We start from the raw sequence: 26,129 nt of genomic DNA, 5'->3' as shown, positions 1-26,129 counted from the left end.
TCCATGACGTCCGCCCCCCGTCATGCGGCGATGGCGGCCTTCGAGGTGCGCGACCACTCGCTGCTGATCGGCGGGATCCCCCTGACCGAGATCGCCCGCCGCGCGGGCCGGACCCCGTTCTATGTCTATGACCGACAGGTCATGACGCGCCGCGTCCAGGCCCTGCGCCAGGCCCTGCCCCGGGACCTGTCGATCCACTACGCGATCAAGGCGAACCCGATGCCGGCGGTCGTGGGGCATATGGCCTCGCTGGTCGATGGCCTGGATGTCGCCTCCGGGCGCGAACTGCAGATTGCCCTGGACGCCGGGGTGTCCGCGGCCGATATCAGCTTCGCCGGGCCGGGCAAGTCCCCGGCCGAGCTGGAGATGGCGGTAGCCGCGGGGATCACCATCCACCTCGAGTCCGATACCGAACTGACGCGGGTCGCGGCGATTGCCGAGCGCACCGGCAGGGCGCCCTGCGTCGCGGTGCGAGTGAACCCCGACTTCGAGCTGAAGACCTCGGGCATGAAGATGAGTGGCGGCCCCAAGGTATTCGGCGTGGATGCCGAGTGCGTGCCCGAGATGCTGGGGCGCATTGGCGAGCTGGGGCTGCACTTTCGCGGGTTTCACATCTTTGCCGGCTCGCAGAATCTGCGCGCCGAGTCGCTGGTGGAGGCCCAGGGCCTGACCCTCGACCTGGCATTGCGCCTGGCCGACCATGCCCCGGGGCCGGTGGAGACACTGAACATCGGGGGCGGTTTCGGGATCCCCTATTTCCCGGGCGATCAACCGCTGACCCTGGGCCCCATCGCCGAGCAGCTCGAGAAACGCCTGCCGGAGGTTCGCGCGCGGATGCCGCGGGCCGAGATCATCCTCGAGCTGGGTCGCTACCTGGTGGGGGAGGCGGGCGTTTACGTGGCCGAGATACTGGACCGCAAGGTCTCGCGCGGCCGGGTATTCCTCGTCACCAATGGGGGGCTCCATCACCACCTGGCGGCCTCGGGCAACTTTGGCCAGGTGATCCGCAAGAACTACCCGGTCGCCATCGGCAACCGCATGGGGGAGGCGGAAACCGAAGTCGTGGACGTCGTCGGGCCGCTGTGCACCCCGCTGGACGTCCTGGGTCAGCAGATGGAACTGCCCCGCGCGGAGATTGGCGATCTGGTCGTGGTCTTCCAGTCCGGGGCCTATGGCTACACGGCCAGCCCCAGGGGTTTCCTCAGCCACCCGGAGCCGGCGGAGATCCTCGTCTGACGCGAGGGGTCGGGTGTCAGGCGTGCCCGGCGGCCAGCTGCTGGAAGTGCGTGCTGCCGTCGACCAGCATCTCCCAGCGGCCCTGGTCGACCAGGCGCCCGCCATCGAGCACGTAGATCTGGTCGCAGGGCTTGACGGTGCTCAGCCGGTGCGCGACCAGGATGATCGTCTTGTCGCCGCTCAGGTTGTGGATGGCGTCCATCACGGCGCGCTCGGTGGCGTTGTCCAGGGCGCTGGTGGCCTCGTCGAAGAACAGCACCGCCGGGTCGCGGTAGAGGGCCCGGGCAATGCCGATGCGCTGACGCTGTCCGCCGGACAGGCGGGTCCCGCGTTCCCCGATCAGGGTGTCGTAGCCGTGCGGGAGGTCGTTCATCACGAAGTCGTGCAGGTTGGCCAGGCGCGCGGCCCGCTCCACCGCGGCATGATCGATCTCGGCCTCCGGTACGCCCAGGGCGATATTGGCGGCGACACTCTGGTCGGCCAGGAAGATGTGCTGCGGCACATAGCCGAGTGCCGCCTGCCACTGCCGCACGTTCGCTGCGGTGAGTGGCTGGCCGTCGACCAGAATCGCCCCCTCGTCGGGTTCCAGCAGCCCCAGCAGGACGTCCACCAGCGTGCTCTTGCCGGCCCCGGACGAACCCACCAGCCCGATGGTCGTGCGGGCCGGGATCTCCAGCGAGAGGTGATCCAGTGCAACGCGGTCATGCTGGGGGTAGCGATAGGTCACGCCCTCGACCCGAATGGCCTGCTGCGGCGCCAGTGCAGCAGAGGCCTCGCCGCGCGGGGGCAAGACGTCGCCGCCGCGATCACCCAGATCCTTCAGGATGTTGTCGACCGCCGCAAAATTGAAGCGCAGGGCGGCCACGTTCTGGAAGATCTTCTGGAAGGCGGGAATCAGTTGCTTGCCCGCCAGCGCATACAGGCCGAGCAGGGGGAGGGCCTGGGCGAGCCCCCCGTCGCCGGCCATCAGGTACAGCACGAGCAGCAGTACACCACCAAAGGCGATCGCCTCGATCGCGTACTGCGGGGTGTCCTGCAGGAGCACCGCGTTCGCCTGGTGCCGGGCGTAGCGCCTGGACGGGTGGCGGTAGCGCTCCAGGTAGTCGCGTTCGCGCCCCAGCAGGCGGATCTCCTTGGCGCCCGCGAAGGCCTCGGCCGCCGCGGTGAAACGCTCGCGGTTGGCCTCCACCCGGTCCTGTCCGATCCGGTTCAGCCAGACCCGGGCCACGACGTAGATGGCCGCATAGACGCTGCCCAGGCCCAGGGCCACGGTGAGCGCGAGCCACGGCTCGACCAGGATGAGCAGGGCAATGAGCGAGATGGCCAGCAGACCCTGGCTGACCAGGCGCATGGCCGGCATCACCGCGCCACTGATCGCGTGCGTGGTCTCCTGCAGGATTGTCTTGGCCAGATCGCCCGAATTGCGGTGCAGGAAAAAGGTATAGGGCCGTCGCAGATAGTCGGCCATCAGGCGGCGCGACAGTTCGTACTGCTGCATGTGGGAGAAGCGCGTGATCGACCACTGCGTCAGCGCCTGCAGCAGCGTCCCGAGCATGAACATTACAAACGCGGCTACCCCCAGAAAGTAGAGAAACTCTCCGGTCGACTCGAAACCGAGGGTGTTGTACGCCTCGCTCAACAGCGCGTGGTCGTGAACCATGTCCGGGTCGGACAGCACCGCGAGAAACGGCATCACCGAGGCGACGCCCACGGTCTGCATGAACGCCGCGACGATCATCAGGATCACCAGCAGCCCGACCTTGCGCCGATCCCGGGGGTGCAAAAGGGCGTTCAACTTGCGCAAGGTTCTGAACATGTAATCAACCGGTTTTCAGCATCGGGACCCCTATGACGTATAGCGTTTTTTTACCCTCGAGGAAACGGGAAAGTCAGGTCTGACGGGGCGGAATGCCCCGTTAATTACAAAACTCATGCGGCCGTCCAATCCGGAATATCAGGTAAATCCCCCGCGGTCGGGATTGCGTGATTTAACCGGTTTCCGGATTCTCCCAGAAGGGGGTGGACAGCCAGCTTTCGGCGAGTATTCAAGTAAAAACTGCCGCCAGCAGGCGCGGCCTCCATCCCGTACATTTGTGACTTCAAGGAGTGGTCGGATGGCCATGGACGAGTACGGTTTGCACGCCGGGTTCCTGCGCGCGGCTAGGCAGTTCGCGGACCGCCCGGCGCTGGATGTGGAGGGGGGCGAGGTCCGCTACCGGGATCTCTACGCCGCCAGTGCCAGCCTGGCTTCGGGCCTGCAGGCCGTCCTGCTCGCCGACGAGCCGCGGACGATCGGTGTCCTGGCCCAGCGCTCGCGCATCCTGTACCAGGGCCTTCTGGGGGTGCTGATGGCCGGGCACACGCTGGTACCCCTGAATCCGTCTTTCCCCCCCGAGCGAACACGGCGGATGGTCGACTTGGCCGGTCTGGGGGCACTGGTCGTGGATGCCACCGGGATGCAGTCGCTGGGCGGCTGGCTGGGGCCGGAGCATTCCGACTGTGCGATCTGGCTGCCGACCCGGGAGGACTGCGATGCCTTTCAGTCCCGCTGGCCCGGGCATGCCTTTTATGCCCTGGACGAGGCCTCGCCCCCCGAGGGATGGTCGCCGACACGGGTCAATCCCGACGATCTCGCCTGCCTGTTCTTCACCTCGGGCAGTACCGGCGTACCCAAGGGCGTGGCCGTGCGTCATCGCAATGCGGCCCGGTTTGTCGCCATGTCGCGGGAGCGCTATGACCCTCTGGGGCTGAGCGAGAACGATCGTTTCTCGCAGTTCTACGACATTACCTTCGACTCCTCGATGTTCGATCTGTACGTGGGCTGGTCTTATGGCGCATGTCTTTGCTGCCCCTCCGCCCGCGAGTGGTTCAACCCCAACCGCTACATCGCCGACAAGGCCCTGACCGTCATCGACATCACGCCGTCGGCCGGCCATGGCATGAGCCGCCGCAACGGCTGGGCCCCCGGCCGCTTCCCCCAGCTGCGGCTGTGCCGCTTTGGCGGCGAGGCCCTGTCGGCGGAACTGGCCAGGGTCATGGCGGCCGCCGCACCCAACGCCACGATCGACAATGCCTACGGGCCCACCGAGTGCACCGTCGATGCCTGTTTCTACCGTTGGGACCCGGCGCGTTCGCCTGCCGAGTGCACCCACGGGATGGCCCCCATCGGCTATCCGGGCAACCAGGTCGGGGTTCTTGTGGTCGACGAGGCCTTTCACGAGGTGCCGGAAGGGGGCGAGGGCGAACTCCTGATCAGCGGGCCGCAGGTCAGCGCCGGGTACTGGAAGGACCCGGAGCGCACCGCGGCCGCATTCATCCGGCTCGGGGACGACAGCACCCTGTATTACCGCACGGGCGATCTCGTGCGGCGCCCGTATCCCGGAGAGCCCCTGCGGTTCCTCGGGCGCTTCGATCACCAGATCAAGATCGGTGGCGTGCGCATCGAACTGGGCGAGATCGAACAGGCCCTGCGCGAGGTCGCGGCGACCGACCAGGCCGTTGCGGTCGGCTGGCCGCGTACCGCAAGTGGAGCCTCCGGCATCATCGCCTTTGTGGTCGCCGAACACCTGGACGTGGAGGTGATTCGGGAACAACTGAGGCAGCGGCTCCCCACCGTGATGGTGCCGCGGGAGATCCATCTTCTGGACGAACTGCCGCTGAACGCGAATGGCAAGGTTGATCGCAAGGTGCTCGTCGAGACGCTGCAGGCGGCAGAAGTGTGAATGACCCTGCGCCTTCCGGCGCTGTCCCCGTCAGGCCGGCGAGATGAAGGAGGCGCTGGTTCAGTTACGCTCCTCCCTGCACCGGCATGGCTGGTGGCGCACCCTGGCCCTCATCCCGCGGAACATCCTGTTCCGGCTGACGGACTTCGATCTCAAGCATGGCACCAATACCGGCATCCAGGCCGGGGACGATGCGGGTCTGCCGCAGGAGCACGAGGGATACGAGGGGGCCCCGCCGCGTCTGTTCCACAGGATCATCCGCTCCCTGGGCATCGCCCCCGCGCGCTATGCGTTCATTGATCTGGGGTCGGGCAAGGGAAAGGCGCTGCTGCTCGCATCGCATCACCCGTTTCGGCGGATCATCGGGGTCGAATACAACTCCCGCCTGGACGCGATCGCCGCCGCGAATGCGCGGATCTACCGGCACCCCGAGCGCTGCATGCACCGGATCGAGACCGTCTGTGGCGACGCCGGCGCGTTCGGGTTGCCGCCGGGCGACCTGCTGATCTACCTGTTCAATCCCTTCAAGGCCGCGATCATGGAGCGCGTGCTCGCGAACCTCGAGAGCGCCCTGCAGGCCGACGGAGAGCGGGACGTGCTGGTCGTGTACCAGAACCCGACCCAGCGAAGGCTGCTGGACGAGGCCCCATTTCTGGAGCGCGTGGCCTACCGGGAGTACCGCACCAGGCGGCTGCGAAAGATGCCGATCGGCCGTGTCGCGGTTTATCGAAACCGCCGAGATTAGCTCCGGGCGAACAGGGCCTTCACCGTACTGGCCCCCAGATACCCCCAGGTCTTCATGCGTCCCGGTCGGTGCACCAGGGCCTGAAAGAACGCGCGCCGGGCGATCCGTGGGTCTCCCTCCCAGTAATGGTGGTAGCCGAAGGTGAAACAGGCATCACCCAGGCGCTCGCGGACCCGGGGCCAGGGGGTCTTTTCGCCATTGGGCCCCACCAGACCCCAGCGACCCAGCGCCCGCTGGACCACTTCGACCTCGTAGTTCACCTCCGGGTATCGGGTCATGCAGCCACGCCCGTGCAGGCGATAAAGGGCGGTGACCCGGTCCAGCTGGCGGTACTCGGTCAGTCGCGAGGCTCGAATCCAGTAGTCATAGTCCTGGCCGCGCTTGAGCTGCGGGTCGAACGGGCCGACCTGTTCCACCAGCTCGCGCCGCATCATCACCGTGATCGTATGCGGCAGGGATTCCATTAACAGCTGGTTGTACACCCAGCCCGAACCCTCTGGGACAATCTCCGGCACCTCGGTCACCGGAACCGGGGGATCGGCCAGGGTATGGGGCGGGGCGAACTGTCCGTTGGCATCCGGCTTCCACGCCAGAAAATCCGTGTGCACCAGGCCGATCTCCGGGTGCTGCTGCATGTACAGCACCTGGGCGGTCAGCTTGCCGGGCAGCCAGACATCGTCGGAATCGATAAAGGCGATGAAGTCGCCCTGGGCAGCCGCGATGCCGGTATTGCGTGCCACGGCCGCCCCCTGGTTCTGCTGGGTCAGCAGCGTCAGACGATCGCCATACCCGCGCAGGATCTCGACCGTCCCGTCGGTCGAGCCGTCGTCCACCACGATGAGTTCGATGCCGGGGTAGTCCTGATCCAGGACGCTGTTGACGGATTCGGCAATGTAGGCCGCCGTGTTGAAGGCCGGCATGATCACCGACACCAGTGGCTTGCGGGGGAGTCCCTCCGGCTCGGCCGGGAGTACGTTGTGCGCCAGGGAAGCTTCCATGGGCGGCATCATCCCGGGCTGGGCCCTGGCGCCTGGCGCAGCCAGTCATGCGTCCATGTCGCAACCTGGTCGCGCCATTCGCGGCGGGAAAAGGTGTGGTTCGCGTCCGGCAGTTCGCGCAGGGTCACGCGTGGCTGTCGCAGCAAGCCGTCCCAGGCCGGTGCATGGCTGGCCACATCCCGAAACTCGGCGGCCGTCAGGTCCTCTCCGCTCAGGACCAGCAGGATCGGCCCGCGAAAGCGGCACCAGCCCTCGGCCATCCGGTCCGGCAGGGGCGCAGACGAAACATCGACGCGGCCCTCGTCGGTCGCAGCCGGGGATGCCCCGGTACCACGGCCCAGTACCGTGCCGACCATCCGTCCCAGGGAGCGCAGGGAGGCCCAGGGGTTGAAACGCCCCTTCAGGGCGCCTGACCAGAAGTCGCGCGAAACAAGCCGCTGGAGGTAGTAGGTCTTCAGGTAGGCGCGGGCCAGGCCTTCGTCGGTGCGGACCCACGGGTTGGCCAGCACCAGGCCCGCCACCCGGGGGTCGCGCCAGGCATAGAACAAAGCGGCGGAGGCCGCACCGCACAGACCCCAGATCACGACCTCGCGCATCCCCGGTACCTCGGCCGAGAAGGTATCCATCGCCGCGCGCAGGTCATCGTGTACCTCTTCGTAATCGCGCTGGGCGCCGGACGCGTCGCCCATGCCGCGAAAATCGAAGCGGAACACCGGGATCCCCCGAGCCGCCAGGTCGCGGGCCAGGAGCAGAAACTGGCGATGACTGCCGACGCGATACTGCGGACCGCCCACGGCGATCAGGACGCCCCGTGCGGCCCCGGCGGCGCCAGGGTGAAGGATGCCGAGCAGCTCCTCCCCGCCCAGCCGGAAGACGACCGCCCGCTCGTTCATGCCGCCCGCCCCAGGGATACCGTGTGTCCCAGGCAATCCATGGTGTGTTCCAGCAGGGCCGGGACCTCGAGGATGTCCGGCGCATTCCAGAAGGGTTCGCCGAGGACAACGGAGGCGTGAGCTTCCACCCCCTGCTCGCGCCACGCATCCAGCGTCCGGGTGCTCCCCGGGGACAGAGCAGCGCCCTCGCTGTCGCTGACCTCGAACCAGTACACCGGCCCGTGTGGAGGTGGTGCCAGGCGGGCCTTTGCCAGTGCCTCTGCCAGTGCCGGCGCCAGGGTATAGCCCGCGACCTCGATGGCTTCTCCCGCCTCCAGTCGGCCGCGCAACTGCCCCGTGCTTTCCTTCTCCCCGCCCATCATGGCGGCGGCCATGCGCAGGCGGAGGAATTGTGTCAGGTGCTGTTCGCCGTTGGTGACCGGTTGCCACAGCACGGTCGCCGCCACCGACGGGGCGCGTGTGGCCAGAAGCTCGCTGATCAGTAGGGCGCCCGCGCGCAGTCCCCAGAGGATCAGGGGGCCCTGGTCGTCGGATTTCGCCTCCAGGTGATCCAGGCAGCGCGCGAGGTCGTCGAGCCAGATCTCCCAGCGCGCATCGCCAAAATCGCCACCGCTGTCGCCGCAGCCGTACAGGTCCGGCAGCAGGACGGTGTACCCCTCGCGGGCCATGCGCCGGGCCTGCAGCGCCACCATGCGCCGGGCCTTGTTCAGCTCCTCGGCAAACGGGGGTACGAACAGGACCCGCCCGCGGGCAGGGGCCCGGGCGGCCGGGTGCAGGACATAAAAGATCGGTCCGGCGCAGCCCGGCAGGAAACCGGCGTCCATCTAGGCACCATTCTTGTGTTCAACGAAATCGACCAGGGCGCCGACGGTCTCGAAGGTCTCCGCACTGACGTCATCGTCATCGATCACGATGTCGAACTGTTCTTCCATCTCGTTGATCAAGGAAACCACCGCCATGGAGTCCAGTTCGGGGACCCCGCCCAGCAGGGGGGTGGAGCGGTCAAAGTGCTGGGCGCGGCCATTCAGGCCGAGGGCGCTGTCAAGCAAGGCCTTGATGTGCTCGAGCGTCGACATGATGCAGATCTCCTGTTCCCTGGTGGCGCATTCCACATACTTCCAGAAGCCCTATTGTGAAAGTTTGTGGCCGACAACTGGAGACCTTGCGGGTACCAAATAATCAATACTTTAAAGTGGTCGGCAGTCCCTCCATCATTGAGTTTTACCTTTTGCCGGCATTTTTGGTTTGCTGGAAGGTAAACGCGGAAACTTGAATATCGGCATGCCCACGGGAGCCATCACAGGCGGGCACTTGCTGCTGTTTCCTTGAACGCCGCTTCAGGCGACAGGAAGGCCAATGGCGGGACTATGTGGATGGTTTGGAGCGCCCAGGGGGGCGGCGGGCGATATCCTCGGCCTGCAGGAGGCGGGGCTCCCTTCGGTCCCGCGTGAGTCCAGCGCGCGCTGCGATGGCCCCCGGGGCGGGTGTCTGGTCCAGGGCGGCTGGGTGGCCCAGGCCCCGGATGGGCTGATCGCGGCCATCGCCGGCCACCCCCGGTGGCGGGAGCGCGGCCTGCAGCGCCTGGCGCTGGAGCAGTCGCCCGCCCATGCCTTGCTCGACGCCTACCGGCGTTTCGGCGATGCCCTGTTCAGCCAGGTGGCGGGGGATTTCGTGGTGGCGATCCTGGACCCGCAGCGGCCGCGCCTGCTCGCGGGCGTGGACCGCATGGGGCAGGCCTCGCTGCACTGGGCGGCGGTGCCGGGCGGGGTGGCCTTCGGGACAACGGCCGGCAGTGTAGTTCGCTATCCCGGTCTGAGCCGCGATCCGACCCCCTCGGGGCTTTATCACTATCTCTTCTTTCACATGCTGCCCGCACCGGTCAGTGTGTTCGCGGGCGTCGAGAAGCTGCGCGCCGCGCATTACCTGGACGGTCAGGCGGACACAATCCGCGTGAAGCCCTACTGGCTCCCGCATTTCCGCGAGGCGCGCATGGGCGATGCCGCCGAGATGGGGACGGCCCTGCGGGATCAGCTGCGCAATGCCGTCAAGCAGCAGCGGGAGACGCCGAAGCCGGGGGCCTTTCTCAGCGGTGGGCTGGACAGCTCGACCGTGGCCGGGCTCCTGGCCGAGACGACCCCCGAGCCGCCGCCGACCTTCAGCATCGGTTTCGATGCCCCGGGTTACGACGAGATGGAGTACGCCCGCATCGCGGCCCGGCACTTTGCGACCCAGGCGAACGAGTACTACGTGACGCCGGACGATGTCGTCGCCGCTGTCCCCCTGATTGCCGGCAGTTACGACGAGCCCTTTGGCAACTCCTCGGCGCTGCCTGCCTATTTCTGTGCACGCATGGCGGCACAGGCGGGCGTGACACGGATGCTGGCCGGCGATGGTGGCGACGAGCTGTTTGCCGGCAACGCACGCTATGCCAAGCAGGGCCTGTTCGAGCACTGGCAGCGCCTGCCACGCCCCTTGCGCCAGGGCATGCTGGAACCCCTGGCGACCCGCATCCCGCAGGGGGCCGGCTGGTTGAGCAAGGCGCGCCGCTACGTGGAGCAGGCGCGCATCCCGCTGCCCGATCGGCTGCAGACCTACAACTACCTGTATCACCTCTCGCCCACGGCGATGTTCGAGCCGGACTTTCTCTCGGCGGTGGATACCCAGGCCCCGTGGGATCTGATGCGCGAGATCCACGACCAGCCGGCGCATGCCTCGTCGCTGAACCGCATGATGTACCTGGACTGGCAGCAGACCCTGGCCGACAACGACCTGCGCAAGGTGACCCGCATGTGCGAGCTGGCCGGCGTGGATGTCGTCTTTCCGATGCTGGACGACGACGTGGTGGAGTTCTCCCTGGGCATCCCGTCCGACCAGAAACTGCGCGGGCAGCGGCTGCGCCACTTCTACAAGGAGGCGATGCAGGGCTTTCTGCCCGACGCCATCATCGACAAGAAGAAACATGGCTTTGGCCTGCCCTTCGGGGTGTGGATGCACGACCACGCGCCGCTGCGCGAACTGGCCTATGACAGCCTGCTGCGGCTCAAGGGGCAGGGCTTTCTGCGGCCGCAGTTCATCGACGAACTGATATCGCTGCACCGCGACGGACACGCGGCCTATTACGGCGACATGGTGTGGGTGCTGATGATGCTGGATCTCTGGCTGCACGCCCCGCCGAGCGAGATGCCAGCCGAAGCGCGCGCCCAGGCGGGCGGTTACTGAACCCGGCAGACCACGTGCCGGTGCTTGCCGCCGGCTTCCGGGGCGATCGCCTCGACCTGGCGGATTTCCACCGTCAAGGATTCCCCCAGGGCCTGTGTGAAGGCACGCCGCAGGCGCTGCTCCACGGTCTCGGCCAGGGGCTCGTCGAGGACCAGCAACAGCTCGACCCGGTCCGGCGCGTGCTGGATGATCTTGTACGAGCGCAGGCCCGCGATCTCGCGCAGGCAGTAGTTGAAATGACTGCCGTGCACCCAGCGGCCATCGAGCGCGATCAGGCCGTCGTTGGCCCGCCCCTCGATCTCCCGCAGCAGCGGCAGGCCGCGCCCGCAGGGGCAGGGCGCCGGGTCCAGCGCGCCACGATCACCGGTGCGGTAGCGGATGAAGGGATACTCCGGGCCCATCAGGTTGGTGACCACGATCTGCCCGGTCTCGCCGGCCGGAAGCGGTCGCCCGGCATCGTCCAGGATCTCGACGATCAGCGCCTCGGCCGTCAGGTGCAGCCCGCCATGCGGGCACTCGCGTGCGATCAGGCCGGCATCCCGGCCGCCATACTCGTTCGCGACCCCACAGCCCAGTACGTCGGTGATGATCGCCCGCCACTCCGGGCGCAGGACCTCCGACGTGGTAAAGGCCACCCGAATACCCAGATCATCCAGGCGCCGGCCCTGTTCCCGCGCGTGTGCGCAGACCCGTGCCAGTACGGAGGGATAGCCGAAGATCATGCGCGGGCGGAACTCGCGAGTCTGGTCAATGATGGCATCGACCCGTGCCCGGTCGAGGTCGCGGGCCGGGACCAGGCGCGACCGCAGCACGCGGTCGCGCCAGGACCGCAGGCGATTCTGTACGTCGGTCTCGTTCGGTGCGCCCCACAGGACCAGCTCGCGATCGCCAATGTCGACGCCCCACCAGCGGGTCGCGCGCCACTTGGCGGCGATGTCCATCGCAATGCGCTCGCGCCCCAGCCAGAAGGCCAGCGGTTCGCCGGTCGAACCGCTGGTACGTTGCGCGACCAGGTGTTGTGCCCCGTCCGCTTGCCACTCATGGCCTGCCTGGCGCAGCACGGCCTTGTCGATGATCGGCAGGCGTTCAAGATCCGAAAGGCTCGTCAGTGCGCGGGGTGACCAGCCCTGGTCGGCGAACCACTGGCGGTAGAACGGTATCTGTTGGGCCACGCGTTCGAGCAGGAGCTGCAGGCGGGTCAGCTGCAGGTTCTCCAGTGCCTCGGGTGCCCACCACTGGGTCGCCTCCAGCGCCTTGCGCAGGCGCACCGTCGAGTGCCCCTTCAACCGCTCGTGCACGGGAAACGCGCCATGCGCGACCAGCGAGGTGTACAGCCCCATCTTCAGGCGCGCCGTGGCAGGCGATGTCCGACGGGCCCGGCGATCGTCTCGAAGGCCGCGACCAGTTCGGGGATCCGCACCCGCCAGTCATTCGCCCGCGCATGGGCCAGGATCGCCGCGCGGTCCCACTCGCGCCCCAGGGCCTCGTGGATCGCCGCGCGCAGTGCGTCATGATCCCCGTACGGGACGATCAGCCCCACCTGCTCCGAGGCGACGACCTCGGCGTTGCCCCCCACATCCGTGGTGACGATGGGCAGCCCGCAGGCCGAGGCCTCCAGGAAGACATTCGCCCAGCCTTCAAAGCGCGTGGCGAGCACGAACAAGTCCCCCGCGGAGTACACGAACCGCAGCTCGTCGGGCGCGACGGGCCCGAGGAACCATACCCGGTCCTGCAGCCCCAGCGACTGGACCTGCTGGCGCAGTTCGGCCTCGTTGTTGCCTTCGGGGGTGCCGCCTCCGGCAATCACCAGATGCAGGTCCGGGTGCTGTTGCAGCAGTTCGGGCAGGGTCGCGATCACGCGGTGGAAGCCCTTGCGCTCGGAGAGCCCCCCGACGGAGATCAGGAACCGCCCCTCGGCGGGCAGGCCCAGGCGCTGCCGGGCCTCGGCCCGGTCCTCCGGCTTGAAGCGGTCGAGATCGGCCCCGTTCCCCACGACCTGCACATGGTCGGGCTCGATGCCCCAGTCCAGCGCCTCGTCGCGCAGCGCGCCGGCCACCGAGAACACCCGCGCCGCATCCTCCAGCGCCCGGCGAATCTGCGTCCGGTGCAGCGGCCGGTCGCGGAAACGGTTCAGGCTGCCGCGCAGGGTGATGGTGCAGGGGCGGTTCAACCAGCGTGACAGCCAGCGCGCGGCGACCCCGTCGGGATAGATGAAATGGGCATCGATTACGTCGAAGCCGAACTCGCGCTGCAGCCGACGCATCAGGCGCAGACTGCCGAGCGCCTGAAAGAAGCCGTCGGTCCACTTGAACAGGCCCGGGATACACAGGAAACGAGGGTGGTAGACGTGAATCGAACCCTGCCTCTCGAAGGCCGGCAGCGGTGGTCGGGCGTGCGGACGCAGGCGTCCCAGCCAGTTCTGGAACGGAAACCAGGGCGCCGGGGCCACGACGACCAGGTCGAGATGTTCGGCGACACGGCGCATGCGCTCGCGCACGAACAGTCCCAGATTGGGTTGCGCCGCGTTCGGGTACACGCGCGTGAAGACCACCAGACGTGGGCGCCCGTCATCCGGCACGCAGCACCTCCGGCCGGGCCCGCAGCCCGTCGTAGACCGACTGGTAGCGTGCGACACTCGCCGCCCAGGTGCGCTCCTGTTCCACGAAACGCCGTCCGTTCTCCCTCACCCGTGGCCAGTGTTCGGGGTGCTCGAGCGTCTCCAGCACCCGGGTGGCCAGGGCCTCGGGGTTGTCGGCCGGGAACAGCCAGCCGGTCTCGCCATCCCGGATCAGCTCCCGGTGCCCGCCCACGTCCGATGCCACCAGCAGGCGCCCCTGGGCCATTGCCTCCAGTGGTTTCAGCGGCGTGACCAGGTCGGTCAGGCGCATCGAATGGCGTGGATACACGAGCAGGTCGACCAGGTCGTAGTAGCGCTGCACCTGGTGATGCGGGACGCGCCCGGTGAAGATGACGCGGTCCTGGATGCCGAGGCGTTCGGCCTGGGCCTTCAGGCGCTCGGCTTGCGGGCCGCCCCCGACCAGCAGGATGCGCACGTCGGGCGCCCGGGCCTGGATAAGCGGAAAGGCCTCGAGCAGGGTATCCAGTCCCTCGTAGGCATAAAAAGACCCGAGAAAGCCGAGCACACGGGCGTCACCCAGACCCAGTTCGGCCTTCAGGGCGGGATCGGGCTGGCCGCCCAGGTGGAAGTCATCCGCGTCCACCGCATTGGGGATCACGGTGACCCGCTCGGCCGGGATGCCGCGCGCGATGATGTCGCGGCGCAGTCCCTCGCAGATGGTGGTGACATGTCCCACGCGCTTAAGGGCATAGGTCTCCAGCTCTCGCGTCAGGCGGTAGCGCAGGCCATATTCGCGGGCGGTGCCATGGTCGACCGCGGCGTCCTCCCAGAATGCCCGCACCTCGTAGACCACCGGGATGCCCAGCCGGCGACCGGCACGCAGGGCCGGCAGGGCATTCAGCGCGGGCGAGTGCGCATGGATGATGTCGGGCGCGACCTGGCAGGCGACGCGGGTCAGCCGCTGGGTCAGTGCCTGCATCAACCCCCATTGCTCGATCCCCGGGATCGCGCTCGGGTTGTAGGCCGTGCGGTAGAAATGCAGGCCGTCGATCGTCTCCTCGTCCGCGTTCGCGCCGGTATGCTTGGGGCTGGTCAGGTGGCAGGTCTGCCAGCCCCTGCGGCGCTGCTCGCGCAGGATGGCCGCAGTGCGGAAGGTGTACCCGCTGTGCAGCGGGATGGAATGGTCGAGGACGTGGAGGATCTTCATGCCGCAGCCCTCGCTTCGTCGTCGGGCGCCGGGCGGGTCACCACGAGCCAGAATCCCAGGCAGCGCAGCGTGGCCTTGTCGAGCCCGCGAAATGGTTCGGCCAGATAAGGGGCCACTGCAGCCACATCCTCGTCCAGTGCCTCGGCCGTGGACTCGAGATGCCGAACCACGAGTCCTGCACGCTTGATTGCCTGCCGGTAGCGGTCCAGACGCCAGCGGTTCGGGACACCCTTGCCGGCATACATCCAGTGCCACAGGCCCACCGGCCAGGTGAGAAAGTCGAGCGGGTTTTCGCGGTGCAGGCCATGGCTCTTGAGGTCCACCTGATGGACCGCCAGCGCCCCTGGTTTCAGGGCGGTCGCCATGTCGCGAAAGGTCGCTTCCAGGTCATTGACGTGTTCCAGCACCGCGCGCGAATAGATCAGGTCGACCTCGGCGTTCAGGCCCGACAGCCCATCCCGGGTCACGCGGTATTCCAGCCGCTCGCTGCGAAACCCCGAGGCCGGATCGCCGGGGCGCTCGAAGCACGCGGCCGCCCGTTCGTGGGCCTCGGGGCCCAGGCCGTCCAGCAGGCACTGCAGGACCTCCAGCTGAAAGGGGCTGCGCTGCGACAGCGCAAAGCGGTCAACGCAGGTCACCCGGGCCGCGCCATGGGCCAGCATTAGCAGCGCCACGCCGGGCACGTCGCCGGGCCCGTACTCCAGCAGGTGCTTGTCGCGAAGGGCGTCCTCGATCGCCTCGGGCGGGACCCCCAGCTGATCGAAGTAGTCGAAGAAACAGGTGGTGAAGTACTGCGCCACGGATTCCGCCGTCTCCGCGCCACGGCCACGGCCGGTCTCGTGGGTCAGGCGTACGTAGAGCCTCGGAGCTCCCTGGGCCAGTAGGTTGCTGAGGATGGCACGAGTGGCACGCGAGGCATCGGCAACCGGGTGGCGTCCATACATGGCTAGGCTCCAGGCAGGACGCAGCCGCTGCGCGGGCTGGTCGGTTGCACCTTGTCCAGAAAGGTCTGGAACATCATCAGCGACCACAATGCCGCGCTGTGATCGCGCGCGCCCCGGCCGTGCTCGTCGACCAGACGCCTGAGGGTGTGCTCGTCGAACAGCCCGGAATCACGCATCTGCTCGCCCAGCACCCGCTCGTGCATCGCCTCGCGCAGTGGCCCCCGGAACCAGTTGGCCAGGGGTACGGCGAAGCCCCGCTTGCGCCGATAGAGAATCGAGTGGGGCAGGTAGGGTTCCATCGCCTTTTTCAGGACCGCCTTGCCTTCGCCGTCGCGCAGCTTCAGTTCCGGTGCGAGCGTGGAGGCCCACTCCACCAGCGGGTGATCCAGCAGCGGCACGCGGACCTCCAGCGAGTGCGCCATGCTGGCGCGGTCGACCTTGGTCAGGATGTCGCCCGGGAGGTAGGTCTTGAGGTCCAGGTACTGCACCAGCGAGAGCGGGTCATCGGTCGGGGCCTGCCCGGCATGGGCGCGCAGCACCTCGACCGCCCCGTAGCCCTGCAGCTCGCGGCGGAATGCGCGCGAGAACAGAGAGTTGCGCTGCTCGTCGCGCAGCACCGACACGCCCTGGAAGTATCCCTCGACCGCATCCCGCGCCAGCGCCTGGAAGGTCGCCCGGGCGCGCAGCGGGCGCGGCGCCCAGTCCGCCTTGGGATAGACCTGGGCCAGGCTGCCGAACAGGACCCGCCGCAGGCCCAGGGGCAGCGGGTTGCGCAGGCGTTCCTCGGCGAGGTGGTGCCGATACCGGCGATAGCCCGCCAGGTTTTCGTCGCCCCCGTCACCGGACAGCGCGACCACGACCTGTCGGCGGGCCTGCTCACAGACGCGATAGGTCGGCAGGGCCGAGCTGTCGGCAAAGGGTTCATCGTAGAGATCGCCCAGGCGTTCCAGCAGGGCGAAGTCATCGGGGTCGACCTCGCGGTTGTGATGCTCTGTCGCGTAACGCTCGGCGACCTCCCGGGCATAGCGCGACTCGTCATAGGCGGGGTCGGCAAAGCCGATGGAACAGGTGCGCACGGGCTCGGTGGAGAGCCCGGCCATCATTGCCACCACGGCGCTGGAATCTACGCCCCCCGACAGGAAGGCGCCCAGCGGCACCTCGGCCACCATGCGGATGCGCACGGCCTCGCGCAGGCGTTCGGTCAACTCCTCCGCCGCCTCCGACATGCCGATGGGGGCGGTTGTCGCAAAGGGGACATCCCAGTACGCACGCGGGCTGGCGGCGGAGCGCTGGTTGCGCCGTACGGTCAGCGTATGCCCCGGTGGAAGCTTGTGGACGCCGCCCAGAATGCTGCGCGGCTCGGGCACATAGCCATACGCGAAGTATTCCTCTACCGCGCAGGGGTCGAGCTCGCGTGTCTGCCCGGGATGGGCCAGCAGGACCTTGAGTTCGGAGCCAAAGATCAGCTGGCCATCCGTCAGCGTGCTGTAGTAAAGCGGCTTGATGCCCAGGCGATCGCGGGCCAGAAACAGGGTCTGGGTGTGGCGGTCCCAGAGGGCGAAAGCGAACATCCCGCGAAAGCGCTGGACGCAGTCCTCGCCCCATTCCTCCCAGGCGTGCACGATGACTTCCGTATCGCAGTGGGTACGAAAGCGATGGCCCGCCCGCTGGAGTTCATGGGTCAACTCCGGGAAGTTGTAGATCTCGCCGTTGTAGGTGACGACGACGCTTCCATCCTCGTTGAACAGTGGCTGCTGGCCACCGGCAAGGTCGATGATCGACAGGCGGCGATGCGCCAGCCCGACCCCGGGCTCCAGGTGGATACCGCCTTCGTCCGGGCCCCGGTGGAACTGGGTGGCATTCATGCCCTCCAGACAGGCGCGGTCAATCGGGCGCCGCCCGTGCAGATCGAAAATACCGGCGATACCGCACATGTCAGCGCCCCATCGTTTCGTGTTGTCGCCGGCGGCCCCTTGCCCGAACCGAGGGGGTTCGGGCGTTGGCCCTGTCCAGCAGGCTGTCGTAGACCCCGAGGTAGCCGGCCACCATGGCGTCCATGCTGAATTCGGCCTCGGCGCGAATGCGGGCCGCCTGTCCCATGCGCTTGCGGGTATCCGGACTGGCGAGTGCATTGCGGATGGCCTCGGCGAGGGCAGCGGGCGCCCCTGCGGGGACCAGGGCCCCCGTGTTTCCGGGGGTCACCAGGTCAGGATTGCCGCCAACGTCGGTCGCGATCACCGGAAGCCCGGAGGCCATGGCCTCGAGGATTGTGTTGCAGATCCCCTCGGCCAGAGAGGGGAGGACAAAGAGGTCCATCGCCCGCAGGCACTGCGGGATGTCCTCGCGGGCCCCCGGCAGCCATGCCTGTTGCGCGACTCCGGCGGCCTCCATACGCAGGCGGGCCTGTTCCCTCAGCGGGCCGTCACCCACGATCACCAGGCGCAGACGGTCGAAGGGCACCGGGGCGTGTTCGCGCAAGGCAATGAACGCCTCCACCAGGTCCAGCGGGGCCTTCACCGCCTGCATCCGCATCACGCTCCCGATCACGATGTCCTCCGGGCCGGCAAAGCACGGGGGCCAGGGGCCTGTGCGGGTGCCCTCGCAGGGGTGGAAGCGCCCGGTATCCACCCCGTTACAGATGTGCGTCAGCCGCTCGGTTCCGACACCAACCCGTTGCTGCAGGTAGTCCATCTGATGGCGCGACAGGGCGATGTACCGGCCGACCAGGGGGCGCACCAACCGTCGCATGTATCGATGCTTGTCGCGGGAGCCATCGAGGTCGGCGATATCCCAGCCGTGCTCGCCATGTACCCGGGCGCGCACGCCGGCCAGGGCGGCGGTGACCTGCCCCTCCAGTGTTGCCAGATTGCGGGTGTGGACGATCGCGGGGCGCAGTTCGCGCAGCAGCCGCCACAGGCGCCGGTGTACGCCCAGGTCCTTGCCCTCGCGCTTGTGCAGGGCATGCAGGCTGATGTCCTCCCGCTGCAGGCGCTCGCTGAACCGCGTGTAGTCGGTCATGCAGATGATCGCGTGCCGGTAGCGCTCGGCGGGCATGTGGTTGAGCAGGTTGACCAGTCCGTTCTCCATGCCGCCGACATCCAGGCGATGGATGACATGGGCCACGCATGGGCGCGGGTCGGCGGCACTCCCCTTGGATGCCAGGGCGCTCATCGCTGGTTCACGTCCTGCAGCCGTTCCAGCACCTGCGGCATCGCGGCCTCCACATAGGCGCGTATCGCATCCTCGGCCTGCTGCGGTTCGTCGTGGTATTCGGCGTAGATTACGATCAGCGCGGCGTCGTCGCGCCCGCCCAGCAGTCGGCTAATGGCCTCGCGGGCCTTGACCTCGAAGGGCCGGGTGGTGAGATGCCCGTTCGCCCAGTACCACTGCCAGGCCACCATCTGCTGCTGGCGCCCGCGCAGCAGGACCCGCTGCGGATCGGGATAGCCCGCGACCTCCGCCTGGCCGCGCCGGGCCTGGCTCCACTCGGCCCGCTCCCGGCCCGCCAGCGTGTTGTGCCAGCCGAGCATGTTTCCGTGGCGCGCCTGTTCGCGGTAGAAGCCTACGTGCATGCCGACCTCCACCTGTGAATCGTTTACGACCCAGCCCCCGCGCTCCGCACGCATGAACTGGTAGCCGGGCTGCCAGCCGGGCCGCTCCTGAGCGGGCACGGCGGTCCAGCCGGAAGGAACGATCGGTCCGGTGCCCAGGCCCTGTATCGGGCCGAGATCCCGGGTGTCCATCCAGTGGGCATAGACGGGACCCAGTGTGACCACCAGCGCGGCGATCACGGCCATATGAGCAAAGCCCATGGCCCCGGTTTGCTGGGCTCGTGCCGGGACTCGGCGGGCGGGCTCCCCGGCTGCCCCATCCTCGCGCCAGAAGGCGCCGATCCAGAACATCAGAAAGATCACGACACCGAAGAAGACCCACCCGTAGATCAGGTGGTCGACGCCCGCGGCATACTCCATGTCGCTCAGGTGTCCGATCATCACGATCATGTAGGCGCGCAGGCCATTGGCGATGATCGGCACGATGATCGCGACACCGACAAAGGCCAGCCGCCGCCAGAGGCTGCGGTACATCAGATAGGCGTACAGCGTCCCCAGCGCGACCGACGCAATCAGATAGCGCACACCGCTGCAGGCCTCGATCACCGACCAGCGTCCGGTCGGCAGTTCGAAGTGCAGGCCGTCGCGGTAGATCGGTATCCCGGACAGTTGAACCGCCGCGACGGTGAACTCCGCGGTGAAGTCCATCAGCGGAGGCACCAGGAATTCGCCCAGCGGGACGGCGAACAGCAGGTAGGCCAGCGGGAACTGCAGGACGCGCACGACTGTGGTGCCCATGACCAGCCACACCAGGAAGGGGATCATCAGGGTTGCGGCGAACTGGCGCACCGAGATGACATCCACCAGCTCGCCCATGACCCAGGCGAGCCCCAGCAGCACGATCGGGACCAGCGCCAGGGGATAGGGGCGCGGCGATACAGCCGCCAGCTCGTCACGCTTGAGATAGACCAGAAACAGGACGATCGGTACGACCAGGAATCCATGCGCGAAGGTATCCGAACGCGCCCAGGTATCCACCATCGAGACGAATGTGGGCGCGAACACAACCAGCGTGGTCGCAATCAGGGCGGCCAGTGCCAGCACGGGCGCCCACCACCGTTGCACCAGCGGCTGGGACATCACAGTGGCCGGCGTGCTCATGCATCCCCCCGGGAGACGATCGCCTCGCCCTCGTGCGCCAGCCCGCTCTCGAGATAGTCGTGCAGGCACGCGAGGTTGTGGCCCCAGTCGTAGTCCGTGGTGATGCGTCGGCGGGCGCGGGCGGCCATCTCGGGATCGGGCTGTTCCAGGCACTGCAGGACCGCGCGGGCGAACACCTCGGGGTCGGTCTCGGCCTCGATCACCTCGTCATCGCGTACGGCGGTGATCCCCTCGAGCGCCTGCGGGGAAGCCACGACCGGCCGCGCCAGAGCCATGGCCTCGAGCACCTTGTTCTGGACTCCGCGCGCGATCCGCAGGGGCGCCACCGAAACCGCGGCACCGCCGACCCAGGGGCGCATGTCTTCCACTGGTCCCACGACCTCGACGCCCGGCTGGCGCTCCAGTTCGCGGACCTCCGGCGCGGGCCGGCTGCCGACAATATAGAAGCGCACATCCGGGTGAACCTGGCGAATGCGTGGCAGGACGGATTCCGCGAACCAGACCACCGCCTCCACGTTCGGCCAGTAGTCCATGGCCCCGCTGAACACGATCGGCTGGACCCGGTCCGGATAGGGGCCTTTCTTCGGGAGGTGCTGCGGGTCGAAGTACGCCGCATCGACGCCGTTGTTCAGTGCATGCACCCGCTCGGCACTCTCCGGCGCCAGGGCCCGAAATGCCGCGGCCTCGTCCGGTGATACGAACAGGCTGGCCTCGCTGCGCGCCGCGACCTGTCGTTCATAGCGCAACAGCTGGCGTCCTTCGCGGCGGTAGATCGCGCTCATCGGCCAGGGCTTGCTGGCGGCGTACTGGGTCCACTTGTCGGAGTCGACATCGACGAAGTCCACCACCCGCATCAGGCGGGCCCGGGGCGGGAGGTATTGCGCCATGGCCGAGGAGAACACCAGCGCGCGCGAGATCTCCTGCTGCTCCAGTACCCGGTCGACCCAGCGCTGCAGCGCCGCATCGCGATACCAGGGGAGGGTCAGCGGCTCCTGTGTCAGCAGTCCGCGCAGGGCGCGCCATTTTGCGCGTCCCGGCGAGAGCGGGCGCACGCAGACGCCCGCGCAGCAGCGCTCCAGCTCTTTGACGTAGGCCGCGTCGGCCGGGTCGTCGATAAAGGTGCCCAGGTAGACCCGGTAGCGCCGCGTCAGATCGCGCAGGATATGGTACGAGCGAATCTTGTCGCCCTTGTTGGGCGGCCACGGGATTCGATGGGTCAGATAAAGTACGGCATCCATTGCAAGCTCACCCGCTGCTGCGGTCGAAACGGAAGCCCCAGTGCGACCCGTCCCCGGGTGTGCTGGGGTGTTGAATAACGGTCACGAGCACTACCCGAGATTGCGGGACAGCCAGGGCCCCACCCGGTTGGCCACCGCCAGCGGCAGTCGCTGCCACGCCTGGATGAAGTAGCGGTACTTCGGGTTGAGCGGGTTCACGTCGGGCATGGCCCGGGCACGCACCAGGTCGTACTCGTAGTACAGGGGCTGGGGCTCGAAGCCCCAGTTCTTCTTGAAGCTGAATGACCCGGTATCGCGCTTGCTGCGGCCAAAATCGAAGAGGCGCAGACCCGACTCGCAGGCCCGGCGCATCACCTCCCAGTACATGAAGTCATACCCGGCCACCTCGCGGGCGCGCGGCGTGCCGCCGCCGTAGTAGGGCAGGACCTGGTCGCGGAAGTAGAAGTTGAGCACGCTGGCCACAGGGGTCCCCGCGTCGGTGACGGTCAGGATCCGGCAGTCGTCGCCGAACACGGTGCGCAGGATGCGGAAGTAGCGCCGGCTGAACACGGGCGTCCCCATGCGATGCACGTTGGCCGCATAGATCGGGAAGAATCGCTCGATGTCCCGGTCGATCTCGCTGACCAGGCGGGCCTTGATGCCCTTGCGCACCATGCGCCGCTGTTTGCGCGGGATCGCCTCCAGGTTCTCTTCGACCTCTTTCGCCATCTCCTTGCGAAAGGTCACATACAGGTGCTTGGTCGGTCGGTCCGGGTGGTAGGGCGCCATATGGCGGTACTCGAGATAATCCACCTTGTATTGCTGCGCGAGCTCCCGGGCCCGGTTGTCCAGGGCCACGAAGGCCTCTTCGGTGCGCGCGGCGATGCCGCCGTACACACAGAACGGCAGCGAAACCAGGGAATGGCCGAACAGAAAGCTGCGCACGCGCGCCAGGGGCAGGACACCCTCGATCCCGTTCGGGCCTTCGGCAAACAGGAAATGGGTCGAGTGCCCGAAGGCCTGTTCGATGACCGTCTGCCAGCCCGCGCGATGGAAGAACGTCGCCACCGGGCAGGTCTCGACAAAGGCATCCCACCGGGCAACATCGGCAGGCGTGAGGTCCTGGACCCGCAACGCGGTCGCGCGCGTGGTCGTGGGTCGCTGGTCAGTGGACTTGAGCATGGCTGTTCGCTGTCGTCGGGGTTGGCGGCGCCGGGCTGGCGAGGAGGTGGGCAAAGACCTGGTCCATGCGGCCCCAGCGGAAGTCCTGCAGCAGCCGCTGCAGTCGACGTTCCGTACGCCCGAGGTTGAGGTAGTGACGAAAACGCGTCCTGGCGCTCACGCCGGGGACACGCGGTTGTCCGGGATCGATCTCCCAGGGGTGGAAATAGAACACCCCGGACAAACCGTCTTTGTTATTGATCCTCCGTAACGCCTGGCGGGAGACCGCATAGGGCAGCAGCCGAAAGTAGCCGCCACCGGCCGCCGGCAGATTGCGGCCAGCAACGCGCAGGGTGGCCGGGGGCAGTTCCAGCACGCCCTGGGGGCCCCGCGGGCGATAGGGGTGACGCGGCGCGCTCGGCGTGCCGTAGTGATCGTGCTGGACCGGATAGATGCTCGAGCTGTAGGTGTGGCCCGTTTCGGCCAGCAGGTCGAGCGCCCACAGGTTGCCCTCGCCGATCGAGAAGCTGGGGGCGCGATAGCCGCGCACCTCGACACCGGCGATGTCTTCCAGGATGGCCTTGGCGCGGACGATGTCCGCGCGAAATGCCTGAGGCTCCAGTTCGGTCACCCGCTGGTGCCCGTAACCGTGGCTGGCCAGCTCGTGCCCGGCGTCGACGATTCGGCGCACCGCCTGGGGATAGCGCTCGGCGATCCAGCCAAGGGTAAAGAAGGTCGCGCGCACGCGGTGATGATCGAACAGCGCCAGGATCCGCTCGAGGTTGTACTCCACGCGGCACTCCTGGCTCTCCCAGCAATGGCTCGGGAAATGCGGCGCCAGGGCCGAGACCTGAAAATAGTCTTCGACATCGACGGTCAGGGCATTGGCTACGGTGGGCGGTGCGGACGGCATGGCGGTTTCCCCGGCACTAGTGCCGGGCGAGCTCCTTGTGGTCGAAGCCCGAAAACTTGTCCAGCGAGTCCAGGGCGTCGAGGATGCGCTGCGACTGTCGGTAGTTGATCGCCAGGGCGTGCTCGATCCGGTCCAGGCGTTTTTCCATCGCCTCGTAGCTGTCTTCCAGACGGATCAGGGTCAGCTCGTTGGCAACGGCGCGTTCGGTATCGATCACGCCATTCACGGCGTTCCCGGGTTTCGGCTCGGCCGTCTCCTGCTGCGCGCCAAAGTCCTCCTCGATCTCGTCGATCACCCGGCGGGCCTCGTCGGCGTCGAGGTCGTAGCGCTCCTCGAGATAGCCCATCAGCAGCAGGCGGTCGCACAGGGTGTTCACCTTGCGCGGGATGCCGCCGGTGAACTCATGGATCACGGGCCAGATATCGGTGGCGAAGTGAGGCGTTCCCTCCCAGCCCACGCGCGACAGGCGGTGCTCGACGTAGGCCCGGGTGTCGTCCTCGTCCATCGGGCCCAGGTGATAGGTGGCGATCACCCGCTGGCGCAGCTGCTGCATGTTTTCGCTGCGCAGGATGTCGCGAAATTCGGGCTGGCCCAGCAGGAAGCTCTGCAACAGCGGCCCGTCAACGCCCTGAAAATTGGACAGCATGCGCAGCTCTTCCACCGCATCCATGCTCAGGTTCTGCGCCTCGTCCACGACCAGCAGCGCGCGCTGCCCGCGTGAACGCGTGTTCAGCAGGAAGCGCTCCATGTGGCGCAGCTGGCTGGCCTTGTCGTCGCCGGTTCCTTCCAGGCCGAAGGCCAGGCACACCGAGCGCAGCAGGTTCTCGGCATCCAGCTGAGTGCTGACCAGTTGTGCCGCGAGTACCCGCTTGGTGCCGAGTGTCTCGAACAGGCTGCGCACCAGGGTCGTCTTGCCGGCCCCGACCTCGCCGGTGATGACGATGAAACCCTCCTGCTGCTGCACGCCGTATTCGAGGTAGGCCATGGCCCGCCGATGGCCCTTGCTGGCGTAGAAGAATTTCGGGTCCGGGCTGAGGGCGAAGGGCTTGCCCTGCAGCCCATAGAAGTTCTCGTACATGCTCAGAACTCCTTGGTGATCAGCGCGATGATCGAGTTTTCCCGGTATTCGTTGACCCGGCTGTTCGAATCCCGCTGCTGATAGCGATAGGCCAGGCTGCCCCGCAGGTCCGGGGCGAACTGGCGGTTCAGGCTGGCGCGGAAGTAGAAGAAGTCGTCTTCGCGGTCGCTGCCCAGAAACTCCGTGCGCGAGACCCCGGAGCTCAGCTCCGTGGTGGTGCGCGGCCCCAGTGTCAGCTCCCAGAAGGCGATCACGCCGGTGCGGCGATTGTCGTCCTCGAAAATGCCGGCACCGGTGTCGAACTCGGCCTCGCGTCGGGTCTGGTAGCCGGTAACCCCGAACACGCTGCGCCCGGTATCGTAGCGCCAGTTCGCACGGGCACTGCGTGTCAGATAGAACCCCTCGATCAGCGCTTCTTGCGTAACCAGCGCGCTCGTGAACAGTAACTGGAGCTCTTCGAAGGTGTACTGGTCGAAGATCTCCTCGAACGTCATGCCCTCCAGTTCGGCCAGTTGGGACACGTCAAGGAACATGAATTCGCGCCGATCGCGGGTCGAGCTGATGCCCTCGGAATAGCTGACGCCGTAGCTGGCGCGGCGGCTGCGGTGTGTCGCGCTGAGGGCTCGTGTTGTGCCGAAGAAGCGTTCGCCATAACGTGCCTCGACGGAGGTCACCGGTGTCGGGGTCCAGCCGACACCGACCTCCCAGAAGCTGCCATCGTCGTCGTCGCGCAGGGTTTCGTAGTCGTTGAACTCCTCGCCCACGACGCCAAATACGCGCAGGGTGCGGCCAATGTTGTACCCGAGGGTTGCGCTGATCTCGCTGAACTCGCCCTCCAGCCCGTCTTCGTACTTCAGCCGGTCGTAGAAGCCCGCCAGCTGCCAGAACACGCGATCAAAGGTCGGGCCGCTGTCCAGGGTGTATTCCGCGCGGTTGCCGGTGCTGCTGGCCCGGTTGCTGCGGTGGTAGTGCCGCTCGTCGTAGGTGTAGCGAATGTCCTGGCGGGCAAAGGTGCCGAACTCGTTCTGCAGGTTGGGCGACACGCTGTAATACGAGGTCTCCTCGATGTTGCTGCGTGGCGTGCTGCCGCCGATGCCGACCGGGTCCAGCAGCGAGGTGGCCTGTTCCCGGCGCGAGGCGGTCACGTCGACAAAGAACGTGTCCTCGATGACCTCGGTCTGGTTGCGGGCGCGCAGCATGTGGGTCGTGCGGTCTTCGCTCGACTCGGACAGGTGGGTGCGATGGTTGAGCTGGTAGTCCACGCGGGTGTCATTGCGCACGCCGTCCCGGCGCAGGGTGAAGCCGGGGCGCGCATGCCCGATCAGGTCCGCATCCTCCTGCCCGCGGGGGGCCAGGCGGACGTTGTCGGTCGCCTCCACCCCCACCGTGACGCGCGGGGTGAAGTCCCACTCGGTGGCCAGGCCCGAGGCGGGCAGCGCCAGCGTGCCGCCGCCCAGCACGGCGATCAGACAGATCGCCCGGCCGTTCCGTACCGGGGCCTCCCTG

At 67.4% G+C, this 26,129-nt stretch carries 21 protein-coding genes; 4 read left to right on the top strand and 17 right to left on the bottom strand.

The annotated features are described in order from the left end of the window. Nucleotides 1-30 precede the first annotated feature (30 nt). The gene (locus tag C936_RS0101700) at nt 31-1,236 is read left to right on the top strand and encodes a pyridoxal-dependent decarboxylase, exosortase A system-associated (RefSeq protein ID WP_038038502.1); all 1,206 of its coding nucleotides are present in this window, start codon (nt 31-33) and stop codon (nt 1,234-1,236) included. Nucleotides 1,237-1,252: 16 nt separating this feature from the next. Here the strand turns inward: C936_RS0101700 and C936_RS0101695 are convergent, their stop codons facing one another. Continuing rightward, nucleotides 1,253-3,052 (bottom strand): ABC transporter ATP-binding protein, encoded by a 1,800-nt coding sequence (locus C936_RS0101695; protein WP_018175019.1) that lies wholly within the window; start codon nt 3,050-3,052, stop codon nt 1,253-1,255. Nucleotides 3,053-3,350: 298 nt separating this feature from the next. Between C936_RS0101695 and C936_RS0101690 the strand changes: the two genes are divergently transcribed. Together C936_RS0101690 and C936_RS0101685 are read left to right on the top strand one after the other, a co-directional pair. Continuing rightward, nucleotides 3,351-4,958, top strand: a complete 1,608-nt coding sequence (locus tag C936_RS0101690) for an amino acid adenylation domain-containing protein (protein WP_018175018.1) — start codon at nt 3,351-3,353, stop codon at nt 4,956-4,958. Between the two features lie 43 nt (nt 4,959-5,001). Beyond that, complete coding sequence (locus tag C936_RS0101685; protein WP_018175017.1) at nt 5,002-5,703, top strand: class I SAM-dependent methyltransferase; 702 nt, start codon at nt 5,002-5,004, stop codon at nt 5,701-5,703. On the opposite strand, the gene C936_RS0101680 is transcribed toward C936_RS0101685, so the two are convergent. The 4 genes from C936_RS0101680 to C936_RS0101665 are packed head-to-tail and all read right to left on the bottom strand — an operon-like array spanning nt 5,700 to nt 8,670. After that, nucleotides 5,700-6,701, bottom strand: coding sequence for a glycosyltransferase (locus C936_RS0101680; RefSeq protein WP_018175016.1), 1,002 nt, complete (start codon nt 6,699-6,701; stop codon nt 5,700-5,702). The genes C936_RS0101685 and C936_RS0101680 overlap by 4 nt on opposite strands. Nucleotides 6,702-6,709: 8 nt before the next feature. Further along, complete coding sequence (locus C936_RS0101675) at nt 6,710-7,594, bottom strand: hydrolase 1, exosortase A system-associated (protein WP_018175015.1); 885 nt, start codon at nt 7,592-7,594, stop codon at nt 6,710-6,712. After that, nucleotides 7,591-8,418: a hydrolase 2, exosortase A system-associated gene (locus C936_RS0101670; protein ID WP_018175014.1), complete on the bottom strand. Its 828-nt coding sequence runs from the start codon at nt 8,416-8,418 to the stop codon at nt 7,591-7,593. Before C936_RS0101670 ends, C936_RS0101675 begins: the two co-directional genes overlap by 4 nt. Continuing rightward, the gene (locus tag C936_RS0101665; protein ID WP_012983883.1) at nt 8,419-8,670 is read right to left on the bottom strand and encodes an acyl carrier protein; all 252 of its coding nucleotides are present in this window, start codon (nt 8,668-8,670) and stop codon (nt 8,419-8,421) included. A gap of 430 nt (nt 8,671-9,100) precedes the next feature. Between C936_RS0101665 and C936_RS0101660 the strand changes: the two genes are divergently transcribed. Continuing rightward, a complete protein-coding gene (locus tag C936_RS0101660; protein ID WP_018175013.1) occupies nt 9,101-10,813 on the top strand; it encodes an asparagine synthetase B in 1,713 nt (570 codons plus the stop codon). Here the strand turns inward: C936_RS0101660 and C936_RS0101655 are convergent. The 12 genes from C936_RS0101655 to C936_RS0101600 form a co-directional block, all read right to left on the bottom strand. Beyond that, nucleotides 10,807-12,153 carry a phenylacetate--CoA ligase family protein gene (locus C936_RS0101655; RefSeq protein ID WP_018175012.1) on the bottom strand — a complete coding sequence of 449 codons (1,347 nt, stop codon included), beginning with the start codon at nt 12,151-12,153 and terminating at the stop codon, nt 10,807-10,809. The genes C936_RS0101660 and C936_RS0101655 overlap by 7 nt on opposite strands. A gap of 2 nt (nt 12,154-12,155) precedes the next feature. Then, entirely contained in the window at nt 12,156-13,391 is a 1,236-nt protein-coding gene (locus C936_RS0101650) for a glycosyltransferase (protein WP_018175011.1), read from the bottom strand. After that, complete coding sequence (locus tag C936_RS0101645; RefSeq protein WP_018175010.1) at nt 13,381-14,598, bottom strand: TIGR04063 family PEP-CTERM/XrtA system glycosyltransferase; 1,218 nt, start codon at nt 14,596-14,598, stop codon at nt 13,381-13,383. The genes C936_RS0101650 and C936_RS0101645 overlap by 11 nt, the downstream gene beginning before the upstream one ends. Continuing rightward, a complete protein-coding gene (locus C936_RS0101640; RefSeq protein ID WP_018175009.1) occupies nt 14,595-15,542 on the bottom strand; it encodes a methyltransferase domain-containing protein in 948 nt (315 codons plus the stop codon). The genes C936_RS0101645 and C936_RS0101640 overlap by 4 nt, the downstream gene beginning before the upstream one ends. A 2-nt stretch (nt 15,543-15,544) precedes the next feature. Then, the gene (locus C936_RS0101635; protein WP_018175008.1) at nt 15,545-17,476 is read right to left on the bottom strand and encodes an XrtA/PEP-CTERM system amidotransferase; all 1,932 of its coding nucleotides are present in this window, start codon (nt 17,474-17,476) and stop codon (nt 15,545-15,547) included. 1 nt (nt 17,477) lies between these two features. Beyond that, nucleotides 17,478-18,713: a TIGR03088 family PEP-CTERM/XrtA system glycosyltransferase gene (locus tag C936_RS0101630; protein ID WP_018175007.1), complete on the bottom strand. Its 1,236-nt coding sequence runs from the start codon at nt 18,711-18,713 to the stop codon at nt 17,478-17,480. Further along, nucleotides 18,710-20,254 (bottom strand): exosortase A, encoded by a 1,545-nt coding sequence (xrtA, locus tag C936_RS0101625; protein WP_018175006.1) that lies wholly within the window; start codon nt 20,252-20,254, stop codon nt 18,710-18,712. The genes C936_RS0101630 and xrtA overlap by 4 nt, the downstream gene beginning before the upstream one ends. After that, nucleotides 20,251-21,492: a TIGR03087 family PEP-CTERM/XrtA system glycosyltransferase gene (locus C936_RS0101620; RefSeq protein WP_018175005.1), complete on the bottom strand. Its 1,242-nt coding sequence runs from the start codon at nt 21,490-21,492 to the stop codon at nt 20,251-20,253. Before C936_RS0101620 ends, xrtA begins: the two co-directional genes overlap by 4 nt. A gap of 90 nt (nt 21,493-21,582) precedes the next feature. Continuing rightward, nucleotides 21,583-22,653 (bottom strand): FemAB family XrtA/PEP-CTERM system-associated protein, encoded by a 1,071-nt coding sequence (locus C936_RS0101615; protein ID WP_018175004.1) that lies wholly within the window; start codon nt 22,651-22,653, stop codon nt 21,583-21,585. Beyond that, nucleotides 22,637-23,545 carry an XrtA system polysaccharide deacetylase gene (locus C936_RS0101610; protein ID WP_018175003.1) on the bottom strand — a complete coding sequence of 303 codons (909 nt, stop codon included), beginning with the start codon at nt 23,543-23,545 and terminating at the stop codon, nt 22,637-22,639. Before C936_RS0101610 ends, C936_RS0101615 begins: the two co-directional genes overlap by 17 nt. 16 nt (nt 23,546-23,561) lie before the next feature. Beyond that, the gene (locus C936_RS0101605; protein WP_018175002.1) at nt 23,562-24,623 is read right to left on the bottom strand and encodes an XrtA/PEP-CTERM system-associated ATPase; all 1,062 of its coding nucleotides are present in this window, start codon (nt 24,621-24,623) and stop codon (nt 23,562-23,564) included. A gap of 2 nt (nt 24,624-24,625) precedes the next feature. After that, nucleotides 24,626-26,083, bottom strand: coding sequence for a TIGR03016 family PEP-CTERM system-associated outer membrane protein (locus C936_RS0101600; RefSeq protein WP_018175001.1), 1,458 nt, complete (start codon nt 26,081-26,083; stop codon nt 24,626-24,628). Nucleotides 26,084-26,129: the final 46 nt, after the last annotated feature.

It is taken from the genome of Thioalkalivibrio sp. ALJ4 (genome assembly GCF_000377225.1).
Taxonomy (GTDB): domain Bacteria; phylum Pseudomonadota; class Gammaproteobacteria; order Ectothiorhodospirales; family Ectothiorhodospiraceae; genus Thioalkalivibrio.
The sequence above is the reverse complement of the archived record's forward strand: the minus strand, read 5'-3'. Positions and strand labels throughout refer to the sequence as shown.